The 16416-nt window shown below is 57.6% G+C and carries 14 protein-coding genes; 5 read left to right on the plus strand and 9 right to left on the minus strand.

Features of this window, described 5'->3' with window-relative positions; translation table 11 throughout:
• Positions 1–35: 35 nt before the first annotated feature.
• A complete protein-coding gene (locus EKH79_RS04110; RefSeq protein ID WP_126672529.1) occupies positions 36–707 on the minus strand; it encodes a YceI family protein in 672 nt (223 codons plus the stop codon).
• 219 nt (positions 708–926) lie between these two features.
• Here EKH79_RS04110 and EKH79_RS04115 point away from each other — a divergent pair, with 219 nt between their 5' ends.
• Positions 927–1835: a winged helix-turn-helix domain-containing protein gene (locus EKH79_RS04115; RefSeq protein WP_233590175.1), complete on the plus strand. Its 909-nt coding sequence runs from the start codon at positions 927–929 to the stop codon at positions 1833–1835.
• A gap of 24 nt (positions 1836–1859) precedes the next feature.
• Here EKH79_RS04115 and fghA read toward each other — a convergent pair whose 3' ends face one another.
• Together fghA and EKH79_RS04125 are read right to left on the minus strand one after the other, a co-directional pair.
• The gene (fghA, locus tag EKH79_RS04120) at positions 1860–2690 is read right to left on the minus strand and encodes an S-formylglutathione hydrolase (protein ID WP_126672530.1); all 831 of its coding nucleotides are present in this window, start codon (positions 2688–2690) and stop codon (positions 1860–1862) included.
• 18 nt (positions 2691–2708) lie between these two features.
• On the minus strand, positions 2709–3818 hold the full coding sequence (locus EKH79_RS04125; protein ID WP_126672531.1) for an S-(hydroxymethyl)glutathione dehydrogenase/class III alcohol dehydrogenase: 1110 nt from the start codon (positions 3816–3818) through the stop codon (positions 2709–2711).
• Positions 3819–4025: 207 nt separating this feature from the next.
• Here EKH79_RS04125 and EKH79_RS04130 point away from each other — a divergent pair, with 207 nt between their 5' ends.
• On the plus strand, positions 4026–4613 hold the full coding sequence (locus tag EKH79_RS04130; protein ID WP_233590176.1) for a hypothetical protein: 588 nt from the start codon (positions 4026–4028) through the stop codon (positions 4611–4613).
• A gap of 24 nt (positions 4614–4637) precedes the next feature.
• Entirely contained in the window at positions 4638–5999 is a 1362-nt protein-coding gene (locus EKH79_RS04135; protein ID WP_126672532.1) for a hypothetical protein, read from the plus strand.
• On the opposite strand, the gene EKH79_RS04140 is transcribed toward EKH79_RS04135, so the two are convergent.
• Together EKH79_RS04140 and EKH79_RS04145 are read right to left on the minus strand one after the other, a co-directional pair.
• Positions 5993–7111 carry a calcium:cation antiporter gene (locus EKH79_RS04140; protein ID WP_126672533.1) on the minus strand — a complete coding sequence of 373 codons (1119 nt, stop codon included), beginning with the start codon at positions 7109–7111 and terminating at the stop codon, positions 5993–5995. The genes EKH79_RS04135 and EKH79_RS04140 overlap by 7 nt on opposite strands.
• Before the next feature lie 13 nt (positions 7112–7124).
• The gene (locus EKH79_RS04145) at positions 7125–7394 is read right to left on the minus strand and encodes a hypothetical protein (RefSeq protein WP_126672534.1); all 270 of its coding nucleotides are present in this window, start codon (positions 7392–7394) and stop codon (positions 7125–7127) included.
• An 824-nt stretch (positions 7395–8218) separates the two neighbouring features.
• Here EKH79_RS04145 and EKH79_RS04150 point away from each other — a divergent pair.
• Positions 8219–9349, plus strand: coding sequence for an OmpA family protein (locus tag EKH79_RS04150; protein ID WP_126673050.1), 1131 nt, complete (start codon positions 8219–8221; stop codon positions 9347–9349).
• A gap of 116 nt (positions 9350–9465) precedes the next feature.
• Here the strand turns inward: EKH79_RS04150 and EKH79_RS04155 are convergent, their stop codons facing one another.
• Complete coding sequence (locus tag EKH79_RS04155; RefSeq protein ID WP_126672535.1) at positions 9466–11550, minus strand: M13 family metallopeptidase; 2085 nt, start codon at positions 11548–11550, stop codon at positions 9466–9468.
• Between the two features lie 153 nt (positions 11551–11703).
• Here EKH79_RS04155 and EKH79_RS04160 point away from each other — a divergent pair, with 153 nt between their 5' ends.
• A complete protein-coding gene (locus tag EKH79_RS04160) occupies positions 11704–12117 on the plus strand; it encodes a DUF3052 family protein (protein WP_199754131.1) in 414 nt (137 codons plus the stop codon).
• A 64-nt stretch (positions 12118–12181) separates the two neighbouring features.
• Here the strand turns inward: EKH79_RS04160 and EKH79_RS04165 are convergent, their stop codons facing one another.
• Genes EKH79_RS04165 through EKH79_RS04175 form a run of 3 tightly spaced genes read right to left on the minus strand, consistent with a single transcriptional unit; the run spans position 12182 to position 16256 of the window.
• Positions 12182–13489, minus strand: a complete 1308-nt coding sequence (locus EKH79_RS04165) for a cytochrome c (protein ID WP_126672536.1) — start codon at positions 13487–13489, stop codon at positions 12182–12184.
• Positions 13486–15756, minus strand: coding sequence for a xanthine dehydrogenase family protein molybdopterin-binding subunit (locus tag EKH79_RS04170; protein WP_126672537.1), 2271 nt, complete (start codon positions 15754–15756; stop codon positions 13486–13488). The genes EKH79_RS04165 and EKH79_RS04170 overlap by 4 nt, the downstream gene beginning before the upstream one ends.
• Positions 15753–16256: a (2Fe-2S)-binding protein gene (locus tag EKH79_RS04175; protein ID WP_126672538.1), complete on the minus strand. Its 504-nt coding sequence runs from the start codon at positions 16254–16256 to the stop codon at positions 15753–15755. Before EKH79_RS04175 ends, EKH79_RS04170 begins: the two co-directional genes overlap by 4 nt.
• Positions 16257–16416 lie beyond the last annotated feature (160 nt).

Raw genomic sequence — 16416 nt, forward strand, 5'->3', positions numbered from 1 at the left:
TGCACTCGGCAACTGCCCCGAACTTGACGAAACGATTACTGTTTTGCTGCCGCTTCCGCATCGGCAGCACGTTGGGCGGCTGCCTTGGCATCGGCTGCTGCCTCATCTGCATCGGCGCGCAGTATCTTCGCGTAACCTTTTGCTTCGTCTGCCTGGACGGTGATGTGGATGCTCACCTCGTCGCTGACCTGCGGCACGTATGCCCCCAGACCGAAGTCCGACCGCTTCAGTATTGTCGTTGCGTCGAAACCGATCGCTGGCAAATTGTTGCGAATGTCCAGCCCGATTTTGTTGAGCGTCACATCCAATGTGACAGGCCGCGTTACCCCATGCACGGTGAGATTGCCGGTAACGGTGAGTTTGCCCGGTGCCCCGCCCTGCGCAACCTTGGTGCTCTTGAACGTCGCGGTAGGAAACTTGGCGGTGTCGAAGAAATCGACGGAGTGGAAGTTATCGTCCAGATCCGGCACGCCGCTGGTCATGTTGGCCAGCGCGATCGTGGCGGTCACCGTGGCCCGGGTCGGGTCCGCCGCATCGTAGTTCAGCGAGCCTTCCACCCGGGTGAACTGGGCAGTGGGGTTGGCAAATCCCAGATGGGTCCAGCGCACGATGCCTTCGGTATGTTGCGGTTCGAAGGTGTAGGTCGTGGCATGGAGCGGCAGGTTGACGAAAGCGAACGCGGCAGCAGCGGCGATGTAGCGGATCATGCGGCGGGACTCCTTGAGATCATGGGCAGCTTCTGGCCCGGATGGCCGAAAAGCGCGGCGGCACTGTGGGCGCGCTCCGCCGCTCAAGTCCTGAAAAATGCCCTGAAGGAAGCTGAAGATCTCTGAATCGCACTGCTTATCGCACCGATTCTTGGCAGTTGCCGCTCTGCACGCCCGAATGCGAACATCAATGGATCGGTCCCCGCACATAAGGCGCGTATGTCCTCGAGCATGGGTCAGTCTGCCAAGGCAACGCTGCGCGTCGGCGAATGGACGGTGAGTCCGCTGTCCGGCCAGATCGTCCGCGGCGACGAAACCGTCCGGCTCGAAGCGCGCACCATGCGCCTGCTGCTATGCCTGGCGGAGCACGCGGGCGAGGTGGTCAGCATCGATGAGTTGCTGAACCAGGTGTGGGAGGGCGTGATCGTCACGCCCGATTCGGTGTATCAGGCAGTGACCTCGCTGCGGCGGCTGCTCGGCGACGATCCCAAGCAACCGGTTTATATCGCCACCATTCCACGCCGCGGCTATCGCATGGTCGCCCCGGTCAGTAACGACGAATTGCCCGCCGTAGCGCAACAGGCAGCCAACGATGTATTGGCGTCGCCGCGCGTCGCAGCGGTACGAACGCGTCGTGCCGCGTGGTGGGGGATCGCCGCCGTGCTCGCTGTCGCGGTTGCGTTGATCGCCTATGCATATACCCATCCGCATCAGACACCGGTGACGGCGGCCGTACCAAACCCGAAGTCCATTGCGGTGCTCCCCTTCCTGGACATGACGGACACGATGAACGAGGAACCGTTCGCCGACGGCATGACTGACGAGTTGATCGACAAACTGAGCCAGTCACAAGGACTGCACGTGTCGTCGCCAACCTCGTCGTTCTACTTCAAAGACAAACAGGTGACCGTCGCGCAGGTGGGCAAGGCACTCAATGTTGCGTATGTGCTGGATGGCAGCGTACGCAAATCGGGCAACACACTGCGTGTGTCCGCGCGATTGGTGCGCACCGACGATGGCTTTGTGGTCTGGTCGCAAACCTACGATCGTTCATGGGCCGACAAACTGATGATTCAGGATGACATCGCCAGCGAAGTGACCAAGGCGCTCAAGGCGTCCATCAACTAACGATTGTCGTTTCGCCCCACGTTTTCAGATCTTTAACGCGGCCGCGTGATACGCCACGTGGTCGCCGATGAAGCTCGCGATAAAGTAATAGCTGTGATCGTAGCCTGGCTGCATGCGTAGTGTGATGGGATAATCCAATGCATCGGCTTCGCGCATGAGCCTATCGGGCTGCAATTGCTTATCGAGAAATTCATCTGCATCGCCCTGGTCGATCAGCAAGGGGAGCTTTTGCGTTGCTGCTCTCAGAAGCTCGAGCGTGTCATAGGCCTTCCAGACTTCGCGGTCATCACCGAGATAGGCAGAAAACGCCTTTTCTCCCCACGGCACCTGCGACGGCGCAACGATCGGTGAAAATGCCGAGGCACTGCGATACCGCTCCGGATTTCGCAGCGCAATCATCAAGGCACCATGACCGCCCATGGAATGCCCGCTGATCGCTCGCGATGACGTTGCCGGAAAATGCGCTTCAATCAGTGTAGGCAATTCGTTCGCCACATAGTCGTACATGCGATAGTGCCGCGACCAAGGCTCTCGCGTCGCATCGACATAAAACCCCGCGCCCTTGCCCAGATCGTATCCGTCGGCATCGGGAACGTTCTCACCGCGTGGGCTGGTGTCGGGCGCGACCAGCATCACGCCGTGCTCGGCGGCATAACGTTGTGCGCCGGCCTTGGTGATGAAGTTCTGCTCGGTACACGTCAGACCAGACAGCCAGTACAGCACCGGCACGCCACCCTTCGCTGCTTGCGGCGGCAGGTACACCGCAACCTGCATGCCGCAATTAAGCGTGGACGAATCGTGGCGATAAACATCCTGCCAGCCGCCGAAACAGGCGCGGTGTTCAATGCGTTCCATAGACGTTCCCGACGACGATCAGAAGTGGATGACAGTACGAATGGACTTGCCTTCGTGCATCAGGTCGAACGCCTCGTTGATCTTCTCCAGCGGCATCGTGTGCGTAATGAACGGATCCAGACGAATTTCCCCGCGCATCGCCTGCTGCACCATACCGGGCAATTGCGTCCGGCCTTTCACGCCGCCGAATGCACTGCCGCGCCACACGCGGCCGGTCACCAATTGAAAAGGCCGCGTACGGATTTCCTGCCCCGCTCCGGCAACGCCGATGATGATGCTTTCGCCCCAACCTTTGTGGCAGCACTCCAGCGCCGCGCGCATGACGTCGACGTTCCCGATGCATTCGAAGCTGTAATCGACGCCGCCATCGGTCAGCGCCACGATCACGTCCTGAATCGGTTTGTCGTAATCCTTCGGGTTGATGCAGTCGGTGGCGCCCATATTGCGCGCAAGATCGAACTTAGCCGGATTGGTATCGATCGCCAGAATGCGCCCGGCCCTGGCTTGCTTGGCGCCCTGGATCACCGCCAGACCGATGCCACCCAAGCCGAACACCGCGACACTCGCGCCCGGTTCGACCTTGGCCGTGTTATGCACGGCGCCGATGCCAGTGGTGACGCCGCAACCAAGCAGGCAGACTTTCTCCAACGGCGCATGCGGATCGATCTTCGCAAGTGACACTTCCGCAACCACGGTGTATTCGCTGAACGTGCTGGTGCCCATGTAGTGATACACGGGCTGCCCCTGATAGGAGAAGCGCGTCGTGCCGTCGGGCATCAGCCCTTTACCCTGCGTGGCGCGCACGGCCTGGCATAGGTTGGTTTTTCCCGACAGGCAGAACTTGCACTTGCCGCACTCGGCTGTGTACAGCGGAATCACATGATCGCCCGGCTTGACGCTGGTGACGCCCTCACCCACTTCCACAACGATGCCGCCGCCTTCATGACCCAGCACGGCGGGGAAAATACCTTCGGGATCGTCGCCGGACAGCGTGAACGCATCGGTATGGCATACGCCCGTGTGCGTAATCTTGACGAGTACTTCGCCTGCGCGCGGCGGTGCGACGTCGATCTCGACGATTTCCAACGGTTTTCCGGGTGCAAAAGCGACGGCAGCGCGTGATTTCATGAGTAGCTCCAGCTCGAAACACAAGACATAAACAGCGCACAGCATAACGGGCGCGCACGTATCACGCTGGAGATTAACCCATCGAGGCGCGTCAGCCGAGACCGGCAAATGGCTATATCGCTAAACGCGAAAGTGGTTATTTGGACCTTTCCATCGCTGGCGTAATGTGCAGTTAACGCAATGGGGCATCAACATGGGATGGCGGCGATGACATTCGACACAATGGCTCGGTTTGCAGCACTGTTATGCGCGTCGGGCTTTATAGCATCTTCAGTCCACGCCACCGGCCAAACGAACGCCACACAGGCGAGCAGCGCCTATCGCGACGGACAGCACGATTTCGACTTTGAAATCGGCACGTGGAAAACGCACCTGAAACGCCTTGTTCACCCGCTTACAGGTTCCCAACAATGGGCGACGTATGACGGGACGACCGTCGTAAGCAAAGTGTGGAACGGCCGCGCCAACCTGGTGGAGCTGGAAGTCGATGGGCAAGCCGGCCACATGGAACTGTTGTCCTTGCGTTTGTACAACCCGCAGGCGCATCAATGGAGCCTCAATGTCGCCAGCAGCAAAGGTGGTTCGCTGGGCGTACCGACCATTGGCGAATTCCGGAACGGGCGTGGCGAATTCATCGATCAGGAAAGCTATAACGACCGCACGATCCTGGTTCGCTTTGTGATCTCCGACATAACCTCCGATTCATGCCACTTCGAGCAGGCATTCTCCGACGATGGCGGCAAAACGTGGGAAATAAACTGGATCGCGACGGATACTCGCGTTAAAACAGGTTAAGTCCGCAACGAGGCTAAAAGCTGCATGGCCGCACGATGCCTGGTTGGGTTGATCGCAGTGGCGCTGTCGCTTACCGGCGCGGCGAGGCTATGTCGTGCGCAGTCGGCCGAGCGATGGGCCGCGCAGCAACAGGCAGCAGCGGCCAAGACCGACAGAATCATGGCCGACGTCAATGCCCACAAAGGGCTGCTCGATCAATACCTGGCCATGCGTGAGGCGTATGTCAGCGACAACTCGCAAGCATTCCGTCTGCTATTTGGGCAGTACGTCAGTTGGTACCAAAGCTTTCTCGGTGCCTATCCTGAAGCCATGGATAGCTTTTCCATTGCGCAACATGCTCAACCTGGTGACAACCCTTCACCACTTGCGGAAGACGGCTACGTAGCGCGGCCCGCTCTCGACGCCATTCCGGAGCTCGCTAAAAATTATCGCATCGTACTTTTCAACGAAGCGCACAACATCGCGCTGACACGAAGCCTGACCGTGCAGCTTTTAAGCCGTTTGCACGACGAGGGCTTCAACTACTTCGCAGCTGAAACTCTTGTGCAAACCGATACGGCGCTAACCTCTCGCGGTTACCCGACCGATAACAGCGGCTTCTATACCGAAGAACCCATTTATGCGGAAATGGTGCGTACAGCGCTCAAACTCGGCTTCAAGGTGGTCGCCTATGAGGCCACCACCGACACAAGCAGCAGCGACGCACGCGAAAGCGAACAGGCGCAAAACCTTTACAAACAAGTGTTCGCACGTGATCCGCAAGCAAAACTGGTGATCAATGCGGGTTACGAGCACATCACGACATCGGGGAGCTATCTGGGCGGCTCATCCATGGCCGAGCACCTGCACAAGCTCGTTGCGCTACCGATGCTTTCCATCGATCAAACGGCGATGTATCCGCATCCGTCGAAAGAAGACGACCATCCTTACTACACCGAGATCATGGACAAGTTGCGTCCGCAAGCCGCGATCGTTTTCGTGAATGCGGCGGGTAAGCCATGGGCGCTACGTTCAAGCTACGACGTCAACGTTTTCTTTCCGCCGTCACATGTGATACGAGGACGCCCCGCCTGGCTCACGCTGGGCGAACTTCGCCAACCCTTCCCCACAAGCGCAGACGAATGCCACGCACACTACCCATGCTTGATTGAAGCGCGTTACAGCAACGAAGGCGACGATGCCATTCCCGCCGATCGCCTGCTGCTGGATCTTGCACCGCTGGAAACGAGCGAATCCAACGTATCGCTATACAGCAGTACGCAAGGCGTCCCATCAGGAAACCTATATCTGCGGCCAGGTTCGTATCGTCTGAAGTTCATCACCAAGGGAGAGAAAGTCGTGCATCAGGAAAATATCGTCGTTCCCGCCACGCCAACGCATCACTGAAAGATAAAGAAGATATACGCGGCAAAGAGGATGAGATGCACGCCGCCCTGAAGGATGTTAGTGCGCCCGCTGGAAAAAGTGACCGTGCATAGAAACAAGGTCAGTACGAAGAGCAGCAGGTCGGTATGTTCCAGCCCCAACCGGATCGGATGAAGCGTTACCTCGCTGATCACGATGATCGCCGGGATGGTCAATCCAATTGTCGAAAGCACCGAACCCAGGAAGATGTTCATCGACCGCTGCAAATTGTTTTTACCGGCGGCACGCACGGCGCCCAATATCTCAGGCGTTGCGACGAGCACAGCCATCGCCAGGCCCGCAAGCGCAGCGGGCTTGCCCATCGTCTCCACAACGTAATCGACGGGTGGCGCAAGCTTCTCAGCCAGATAGACGACAAGCGCCATGTAGATGACGAGCAGCGCAGCATGCCATGCAAGTGGTGGCGTCAGAGAGAATGTCTCCGCAATCGATGTCTCTTCGACGTCTTGTTCCGCGGCAAAATAGGCACGATGCCTTCTAGTCTGAAGAAACAAGAAAGCCACATAGAGCCCGAGCGAAACCGAGGCAACGAAGATTTTCTCCGCGATAGAAAGCCTGGGTGGCCCGGATGCAACCACAGTGAAATTCGGCAACACGAGACACAACACGCCAAGCGGAATGATGACGCCAAGATAGGTATTGGCACCTTGAAGGTTGTAATACTGCTCGCGGTAACGCCAGCCGCCCAACAACAACGAAAGACCCACCATCCCGTTAAGCACGATCATGGTTACCGCAAACAGCGTATCGCGCGCCAAGGTCGGATTGTTCGCGCCGTGCAGCATGATTGCCGTGATGCTCACGACTTCGATCGACGTGATGCAAAGCGTAAGGATCAGCGTGCCGTACGGCTCACCGAGGCGTTCGGCGATGTGATCGGCATGCCTCACGACGGCAAGTGCGGAGCCGAGCACAACAGAAAACAACCAGAAGAACACCAACGTCAGTCGATATATGTCGGACAATCCCCCAAACAGGGAATCGCTAAACAGGTAGAACGCAATCGTCGTAAGAACGCTTAAGGCTAGAAAGCGCTCCTTACGCATCCATCCCAGCGTAATGGCCTTCCGCATAGCATCTCCCCCGTCACCCCATGCAAACCGTTGAGAAAACGTACTGCTCGCGGCATGTCGACGTGGGAAGGTTAAACACGGTAGCGCGCCGTGTCAAAAGAGCATGACTCTCGCGCGAATAATCGCTGCATTCGTTGTGTTTAGGCATCGCTTTTTCCGGTATGGCGCGATGCCATTGGTGCTCTGTATGCGCTGCACGGATACGGCAGACATTGAGTCGGTCGAGAAGCATGGAAATTCGTATGTCATACATGTAAGCGCCATCCATATTGATCTTCGTCATGACTTGCCCGATGTAACCACCTTCAAGGATGACATGGCGCTAGCTGTATTTCCTAACCCACGCGATCGTGTCTTTCGATGTCACCCATGTTGTGGATCGTCGCAAACGATATCGCTGCATGCCTAACGGCCGTATACGCACCGATGAGTGATCAGTGTCATCGCATCGCCCTCGGAAGAGTGTTTCAAATGCGAACACCCTCAAAAAAAATCGGAGTCATTCCAAACTTGCATAAGAAATAATTCGTCAGTTTGATTTAAGTTTTGTCCGGTATTGGCACAGTTTTTAATTTGTCGGAAATGCACGCGATAGAGCATCCGTAGCGAATTGGGCTAAAAAGCCCCATTTCCGGCGTGAAATCGATGTCGATTGACTCGTTTTTCCGTGACATTGATGTGATGAACACGCGCCGTTAACGTCGCCGCGACGAGCCATCATGGATTCATTACACAAATTGACGCGATGAACTGTTTGATTCTTCATCGCTGAGACGCTCTCCGCTGCCTCCAGACTGACTATTTGGCAACAGCTTCTTAAAGCCTTGTCGGTTTTTTCACTTTCATAGAGATAACTAAAGCGTTATGGATCGATGCAATGCGAGTGTTGAGGCTGCAAGTAAGCGCTTTTGCGTGAGATTCATAGGAAGTTCTTATGGGGTTTAACGAGGAAAAGTCGGTAATTGTTTTGACACGGATTCGGGTAATAAAAGGACTTAGTGGGGCCGACGGGGGCGGACTGAATTCTTCCCACTGATATCCAAAGGGCTTAGATGTTTCTATCAGCAGGAAGATCCAAGAACTAACAACCGCAATGGGAGACCCATGATGAAGCGCCAATGTTTGTTTTTATCGGTCGCTCTTGCGCTAGGAGCCACGTTCGGTGTCCATGCGCAGGACAACACATCTACCGCAGCGGGCAGTGCCCCCAGCAGTGACGTCACAAACACAAGCTTTGATGATCGTTGGTACGTATCACCTTATGTGGGCTGGTTTCACAATGACACCAAACGTCTGACCAACAGGAATCAGATCTACTACGGCCTGGGTATAGGCAAGTTTGTCTCGCCGAATGTCGCAGTCGATCTGTTTGCCGATCGGACCCAACGTCGGGTCGACTACGATCTGGGCGGTGGTCGATGGGCGAGCAACAATATCGGTGTCGACGTGCGTTATTTCTTCCTCGACTGGAACGCATGGCGTCCATATCTGGTGGGTGGCGTGATGGCCAGCCAGCACATCGATCCGTTCAATCACGGTGTCGATCCTGCTGCAGAAGGCGGCGTCGGTCTCTCCAAGACGATCACCGAGAACATCGACATCCGTGGCGAAATCAAGTATCGCTACGACTGGGACAACAAGACCTTCCCGCAGCGCAACGGTTTTGGCGATGCGATAGCCGACGTGGCCATGGTGTTCCGCCTTGGTCCGCCACCTGCCCCGCCCGCACCACCGGTTGCACCACCGCCGCCGCAACCTGACTGCTCCAAGCAATTCCGCAACGGCGTGAACCTGTGCGACAACAAGTGCCCGGATCTGCCGGAAGGCACGATCGTGGGTCCGGACGGCTGCCCGCAGAAGGTTGTGATCGACCTGAAGGGTGTCAACTTCAAGTTCGACCGTCCGAAGAAGGGCGAGACCAACATCGAGCCGACGCTGGCCGTGCCGAGCAGCGACTCGCTGGCGATCCTCGACCAGGCTGTGGATACGCTCAAGCGTTACCCGCAGGTGCACGTGACGGTGGCCGGTTACACCGACAGCGTGGGTACGGCTACTTACAACCAGGGCCTGTCGGAGCGTCGTGCAAAGATCGTGTACGACTACCTGACCTCGCATGGTATCGACGCCAGCCGTCTGGAAGGTCCGATCGGTCATGGTCTGAACGACCCGATCGACACCAACAAGACGGCCGAAGGTCGCGCTCGCAACCGTCGTACGGAACTGCAAGTTCAGCAATAAGAAATACAGGAAGGGAAATGGGAAAGCCCGGCTTCTGCCGGGCTTTCTTTTACATGCTATGCACTCGATGGCGTGCATTGCTATTGGTTCGGTTCACCGGCTTGAAGCGTAAACGACTACCAGATCTTTACCCGGTCATCCGGGGACAGATAAAGCTTCTGGCCGGATTGCACATGGAACGGTGCATACCACCCGTCGATATTGCGTACAGCCTGTGCGCGAATGTTGTCCGGCGCATGCACATCCGTCGACAGACGCTGACGCAGTTCCGCATCGCGAATCTTCACACGCCAGCTCTGCGCGTACGCAAGGAAGAAACGCTCGTCGCCGGTGAGGCCGCCGATCACTGGGGCGGGTTTGCCGTGCAACGATCGATGATAGGCCGCATAAGCGACCGCGAGTCCGGCAACGTCGGCAATGTTTTCGCCAAGCGTCTGTTGACCGTTGACGTGCAAGCCGGGTAACGCTTCGTAGTGGTTGTATTGATCGACGAGTTTCTGGGTCGTCGCCTTGAAATGCGCAGCGTCCTGCGGCGTCCACCAGTTTTCCAGCTTGCCCTGGGCATTGAACTCGGAGCCCAGGTTGTCGAAGCTGTGACTGATTTCATGGCCGATCGTGGCACCGGTTGCACCGTAATTGACGGCCGCATCGCCGTGCGGGAAGAAGAACGGCGGTTGCAATACGGCAGCGGGGAAATTCAGCGCGTTTTGCACCGGTAGATTCACCGCATCGACCGTTTGCGGTGTCATCCACCACTCGCCGCGATCGACGGGTTTACCTAATTTGGATAACTGGTAGTGATAACGGTATTCGATAGCGCGCTCGTGATTGCCAAGCGCATCGTCCTGCCGTACAACCAATGCACTGTAGTCACGCCACGTATCGGGATAGCCCACTCCGACACGCAACGCGGCCAGCTTTGCCTTGGCCTTGGCACGCGTAGCGGGTGTCATCCAGGCAAGTGTATCGAGGCGCTCGTTGAACGTCGCGATAAGGTTCTTCACCATATCCTGCACTTCGACCTTCGCCTCCGGCGGAAAATATTTCTGCGCGTAGACGCGCCCTACCGCGTAGTCGAGATCGCTGCTGGTTGCATCCACGGCACGCTTCCAACGCTCGGGTTGCGCGGGTACGCCTTCCAGCGTGCCGGAATAAAAAGTGAAGTTGAGGTCGGCGAATGCCTTGGGCAGTAACGGTGCAGCCGAATCGATGGCGTGATAACGCAGCAGCTGTTTCCATGTCTCAATGGGCTCGCTGCCCACTAGTGCGGCAATGGCGATCGTCGCTGCCGGTTGCCAGGCATCGATCTGTTTTTGATCGCCAAGACCGGCAGCATTGAAATAGACGGTCCAGTTCATGCCTGGCGCCCTCTGCGCGTAGTCGGCGATCGTCCACATGTTGTTGGCTTTGTGGATGTCTTCGCTATCGACAAGGCTTTGTTGCGCCTGCGCAATTTTCGTTTCCAGCGTCATGATGGCTGCTGCCTGCGTATCGGCATCCGTTGTGCCCGCCAGTTTCAGCAAGGCCCCGATATAGGTTTTATATTTTGCGCGATCCGCTGCCATCTCCGGATCATGCGATAAGTAGTAATCGCGGCTGGGCATGCCTAAGCCGCCTTGCATCAGGTAAGCGATATTGTGTGAAGGATCTTCCAGCCCTTGCGCAATGAAAAGTCCGAACAGATTTTCGGTCTGAAAATTGGTGGCATTGATCGGATCGACGTCAGCGCGCATTTCACGGCCCAGCACGCGCGCAAGGTCATCGCGCGTCTTGATGGCATCGATCTCACCCAGTTCGGCCTTGACCGGAGCGAGGCCTTTTTTCTCGATGCCGGCCTCATCCATATAGGCAGCATAGAAATCGGCAATCTTGCGATTATTGGTCCCGGCCGCCGGATGCGTCTTCGCCATGTTCTGGATCAGATCCGCCGTGCGCTTGGCGGTTAGGTCTTCCAGTTCCTGCGTAGGTCCAGTCGCGGATCGATCGGCAGGAATCTGCGCCATTTTCACCCACGCACCGTTGGCATAGCTGAAAAAGTCGTCGCCCGACTTCACCGAATGATCGATATACGAAAGATCGATACCGACATTTGCGTTGCTTGCAGCGGCCGTCTGATCGGCGCCGGAAACAACTGGTGTTGCAACGAGGGCAGCAATACCGCTCATGACCGCAACGGCTAGAAGAGTGCGAATAGGCTGCATGGCAGAAACCCTATGGTGTGAGGTCGACAGTGGGAACGATAGTTCCAGATGAACGTCCCGGCGCTATGACTGATGGGCTAAAGCGGCATTTGATGCCCGAATAAGGCACAGATACTATCTTTGGACCAAGCCGACAACATGTCATGGTGATCGATGCCCATCACGGCCGGCTATTCCGGTACACCACTTGCCAGGAAGCTCGGCATCAAGGCATCGATGCATGTAGCGATCTTTGACGCACCGGTTGACTATCGCGCATCGCTGGAACCGCTTCCCGAACATGTTGTGTTTGAGGCGAAAACTAGCGTGCGCACCCAGCTCGTTCATCTGTTCGTCACAGACAAACAAGAGCTTACCAAGGCGCTTCACGCGTATCGGAAGGCATTGAATTCTGACGCGTCGGTATGGGTGTCATGGCCCAAGAAGGCGTCCAAAGTTGCTACGACCGTCACGGAAGATGTCATCCGCGAAGTGGCCCTTCCCCTCGGGTTTGTCGACATCAAAGTCTGCGCCGTCAGCGAGATCTGGTCCGGACTCAAGCTGGTTGTTCGCAGGGAACTTCGCTAAAAAAGCGGCGCGATATTTATCGCGCCGCCCATCGTCACTTGCTGTCTTCCAACTTATGACACGGTCAAAATTGCTTGCGGCGTGCAGCGACATCGTCGGGGGTGACGGCGCCCTGTTTGTTGCCGAAGTGGCCGATGACGTAATTACTCAGCTCGGCAATTTCCGTATTCGAGTACGCATCGCCAAATGCAGGCATGAAGATATTCGGTCCGGCAAAGCGCATGTCCGAACCGTGCAAAAGGATCTGCGTGACGTTGGCGCCCTGAACATCATTCACGCCACGCGTGCCCAGCAGCGATGCATAAGGTGTCTGCTGACCTTGCCCGTTCCATTGATGGCAGCTTGCGCAGGCGCCTTCGAACAAGCGCAATCCCGGATTGTCTGCGCTGGCGCTGTCGCCACCCGGTGCCGCGTTGCTGGACGCTATGACCGGTGCTGCTTTCACGTCAACGGAAATGGGATCTTTGCCTTCGCGCGCAGGTACCGTGCGCAGATAGGTAACAAGCGCTGCGGTATCGGCAGGCTGCAGGAAACGCAGGCTGTTCTGCACAGCCTCCGCCATGGGGCCCGCCGCAGAACCACGCCCCTCGGCATGACCGGTCGTTAGATAGGCGGCAATCTCGCCATCGCTCCACGCGCCGATGCCATGGACTTGATCGGATGTGATGTTGTAGGCACGCCAGCCCTGCAATTCCTGACCCGCCAGTTCGTTGCCATGTTCCAGTCCAAAACCGAGGTTTCGCGGCGTATGACATTCGCCGCAATGCTCCAATGCTACGGCCACGTACTTGCCGCTATTCCATTCGGGCGATTTGGACGAGTCGGCGACAAAACGCTGGTTCTTGAAAAATGCGGCGTTCCAAAAACCCATCACCCAACGCTGGTTGTAGGGGAACGACAACTCGTTGGCTTTGTTTGGCTGCGATATTTTTGGCAAGCTGAACAGATACGCCTTGATCGCCAGCACATCGTTGCGGCTCAACTGCGTGTACGAGGTGTACGGAAACGCCGGGTAGAGATGCTGGCCATCCTTGCGTATACCTTCGCGTACGGCACGCACGAAATCGTCGTCGCTCCAACTACCGATGCCCGTGGCGACATCCGCCGTGATGTTGCTGGAATAGATGGTGCCGAAAGGCAGCTTGAAGGGAAAACCACCGGCAAACGCCTTGCCGGAACCAGACACGGTATGACACGCCGTGCAATCGGCGGCCTTGGTGAGGTACTCGCCGCGCGCCAGCACACTCGCCGACGGTGGTGCGCCGGCAATGACGGGCGCCGTGCCGTCGGATGCGTCGGTGCGATTCAAATAAAAATACGCACCTACGCCAATCAATGCGAGCAGTACCACGATGATGAGGAAGCGAGTCATGCTACGTCCCTCCCTTCAGGCACAGATGCCGACGCCACCGACTTGAGCGCGTCGGAGTTCTGCACGAGCCGATTGCGATCCACCGGCAACGTGTACAACCGCACACCGGTCGCCGCAAAGATCGCGTTGGTCAATGCAGGCGCAGCGATGGCGGTGCCTACTTCGCCCAAACCACCGGGCGGTTCGCCATTGATGACACGATGCACTTCAACGATCGGCGCTTCGTTGATGCGAAGACTGCGATAGTTGTTGAAGTTGGTTTGTTCGAAACCGCCATTCTTGACCGTTATGCCGTTGTAGAGGGCGGCGCTCAAACCAAACAGGACACCCCCCTGCACCTGCGCTTCAATCGAACTGGCATTGACGGCAATACCGCAATCCAGGGCGACCACTACGCGTCGCAGACGCACCTCGCCTTGCGGCGTGACCTCGGCTTCTACAATCGCGCATACATGACTGCCGAACGGCTCGCCCAATGATATCCCGCGTGCTGTCCGAGCCGGCAGCGGTTGCCCTCCCCAGCCTATTTTCTCCGCGGCAAGATTGAGCACGGCGAGTGCCCGCGGACTTTTGCCCAACAGCGCACGACGGTATTCAAGCGGATCTTTGTTCGCGCGATGCGCCAATTCGTCCATGAAACTTTCGACCACGAACAAATTATGCGTAGACCCGACGCCACGCCACCAACCAACAACGAGACCTTGCGGCATGTTGTGACGAATCCATTCCACCTTGTTGTGCGGAATGTCGTACGGGATTTCGACGACACACTCGACGGCATCGCTATCCATGCCGTTCTTGTCCATCGCCCCCGGCGCGAAACGCGCCAGCACGGAGCCGCCGCTAGTGCGATAGCCGTACCACACGGGCTGCCCATTGGCGTCGACGACCGCGGAAATGAGATCGTGATACATCGGGCGAACGATGTCGCGATGAATGTCTTCTTCGCGAGTCCAGATGACTTTCACGGGATAGGAAACCTGCTTGGCAAATGCAACAGCCTGCTGCACCCAATCGGTTTCCAGCCGCCGACCGAATCCGCCACCCAAGTATTGGTTGTGAACAACAACCTTATCGATGGGAAGGCCCGTGATCCTCGCACCCTCCTCCGCCGCACGCATGGGTACTTGCGTGCCCGTCCAGATTTCGCATTTGTCTGCCGTCACCCAGACAGTGGCATTCATCGGCTCCATCGTCGCGTGCGCGAGCATGGGCGATTGGTATTCCGACTGGACGAGTGTGCCTGATGGCTTGGCTCCCGTATCGCTCGCTACGATGGACTGACCGTTGTGCGCGCTATCGGCCAAGGCATCACGCAGTTGTTGCGTGTCCAAGGTGGCATTGGGACCGTAGTCCCAGGTGACGTTCAGAGCCTGCACGCCTTGTTTGGCCGCCCAGAAATGTTCGCCGACAACCGCGACGGCATCATCGATACGCAACACATCGATGACGCCAGGGATTGCACGCGCCGCTTTGTCGTCTACGGTGGATACCTTGCCACCCAAGGTCGGGCAAGAGACTACCGTCGCGACTTTCATGCCCGGCACACGTACGTCGATGCCGAATTGTGTCGCGCCCTTGATCTTGTCCGGCGAATCGACACGCCGCATCGGTTTGCCGAGCAATTTGAAATCTTTTGGATCGGTGAGCTGCACCTTGTCGGGCATCGGCAATTTCGCCGCTGCGGTAGCCACTTCGCCAAATCCGACACTGCGCGCGGACGGTGCATGATGAATCTCGCCGCGGTCCACCGTGCATGTTGAAGGATCTACCTTCCACTGCGCAGCTGCCGCTGTGACGAGCAGCGTACGTGCGACAGCACCTGCTTCGCGCAGTACCTGCCACGTGGCTCGCGTACTGGTCGAACCACCCGTGATCTGTCCGCCGAGTGCGGGTATGCCATAAAGCTCGTCGCTTGGCGGCGAATGTTCGACGGTAATCTGATCCAGGCCGACACCAAGTTCTTCGGCAAGCAGCATGCTGCAGCCGGTGTAGATACCCTGCCCCATTTCCACCGATGGCATCACCAGACGCACGGCACCGGTGGTATCGACGCGAATGAAGGCGTTCGGAGCAAACGTTGGATTTCCATCGGCCATCGCCGCGGCTGCGTCGCCAGGCTGGCGGCGTGCATTGATCATCGCCGAGACGGGACCCGTGCCTCCCAACCAAAGAAATGCAATCGCCAAACCACCCGATTGCAGGGCGTGCCGGCGGCTAAGGTCGACCACATCGCCATCGCTCGGCGTGCGTGATGTCGTGCTCATGACGCGGCTCCTGCGGGAGCGCTGACCATCGTCTGCAGGATCTCCGCTTTGCCAGTCGCGGCCTGTTTGATGGCGGCGCGTATACGCACATACGTCGCGCATCGGCAGATATTACCTGCCATGGCAGCATCGATATCCGCGTCCGTCGGGTTGGGCGTGCGCTGGAGTAACGCGGTCGCCGACATGATCTGCCCGGATTGACAGTAACCGCATTGCACGACATCCACCTCCAGCCACGCCTGCTGGATTTTCTGGCCTGCAGGCGTATTGCCGATCGCCTCGATGGTAGTAATGGCGCGATTGCCCAGGGATCCCACCGGAAGCACACAGGAGCGCACTGGCTGGCCATCCAGATGCACGGTGCATGCCCCGCACTGGGCAATGCCGCAACCGAACTTGGTGCCTGTGAGGCCAATGACGTCGCGCAGGACCCATAGCAACGGCATGTCGTCGGGCACATCCACAGGATAGGACTGGCCATTGATCGACAACGACAACATGGACACCTCCGCACTGCGTCGATAAGACACGTGCGCGCCCCGGCCTTCACGAAACCAGCACAGAGCGCGGTTACCCGGCCGAGCCTGCCTTACGCAGCTCGCCTGAAGTTTGCATGGGAGCAAACCCGTCGTAAAAAGCCGGTATATCAGAAGCCTCAGG

The sequence above is a fragment of the Dyella dinghuensis genome (genome assembly GCF_003977615.1).
Classification (GTDB): Bacteria; Pseudomonadota; Gammaproteobacteria; order Xanthomonadales; family Rhodanobacteraceae; genus Dyella_B; species Dyella_B dinghuensis.

Bases quoted from the DNA above. Each gene is read 5' to 3' on its own strand.
- EKH79_RS04150 (WP_126673050.1), top strand. From the start codon at position 8,219: ATGAAGCGCCAATGTTTGTTTTTATCGGTCGCTCTTGCGCTAGGAGCC.
- EKH79_RS04110 (WP_126672529.1), bottom strand. From the start codon at position 707: ATGATCCGCTACATCGCCGCTGCTGCCGCGTTCGCTTTCGTCAACCTG.
- EKH79_RS04160 (WP_199754131.1), top strand. From the start codon at position 11,704: ATGCCCATCACGGCCGGCTATTCCGGTACACCACTTGCCAGGAAGCTC.
- EKH79_RS04175 (WP_126672538.1), bottom strand. From the start codon at position 16,256: ATGTTGTCGTTGTCGATCAATGGCCAGTCCTATCCTGTGGATGTGCCC.
- EKH79_RS04165 (WP_126672536.1), bottom strand. From the start codon at position 13,489: ATGACTCGCTTCCTCATCATCGTGGTACTGCTCGCATTGATTGGCGTA.
- EKH79_RS04140 (WP_126672533.1), bottom strand. From the start codon at position 7,111: ATGCGGAAGGCCATTACGCTGGGATGGATGCGTAAGGAGCGCTTTCTA.
- EKH79_RS04135 (WP_126672532.1), top strand. From the start codon at position 4,638: ATGGCCGCACGATGCCTGGTTGGGTTGATCGCAGTGGCGCTGTCGCTT.
- EKH79_RS04155 (WP_126672535.1), bottom strand. From the start codon at position 11,550: ATGCAGCCTATTCGCACTCTTCTAGCCGTTGCGGTCATGAGCGGTATT.
- EKH79_RS04130 (WP_233590176.1), top strand. From the start codon at position 4,026: ATGACATTCGACACAATGGCTCGGTTTGCAGCACTGTTATGCGCGTCG.
- fghA (WP_126672530.1), bottom strand. From the start codon at position 2,690: ATGGAACGCATTGAACACCGCGCCTGTTTCGGCGGCTGGCAGGATGTT.
- EKH79_RS04125 (WP_126672531.1), bottom strand. From the start codon at position 3,818: ATGAAATCACGCGCTGCCGTCGCTTTTGCACCCGGAAAACCGTTGGAA.
- EKH79_RS04145 (WP_126672534.1), bottom strand. From the start codon at position 7,394: ATGACGAAGATCAATATGGATGGCGCTTACATGTATGACATACGAATT.
- EKH79_RS04170 (WP_126672537.1), bottom strand. From the start codon at position 15,756: ATGAGCACGACATCACGCACGCCGAGCGATGGCGATGTGGTCGACCTT.
- EKH79_RS04115 (WP_233590175.1), top strand. From the start codon at position 927: ATGTCCTCGAGCATGGGTCAGTCTGCCAAGGCAACGCTGCGCGTCGGC.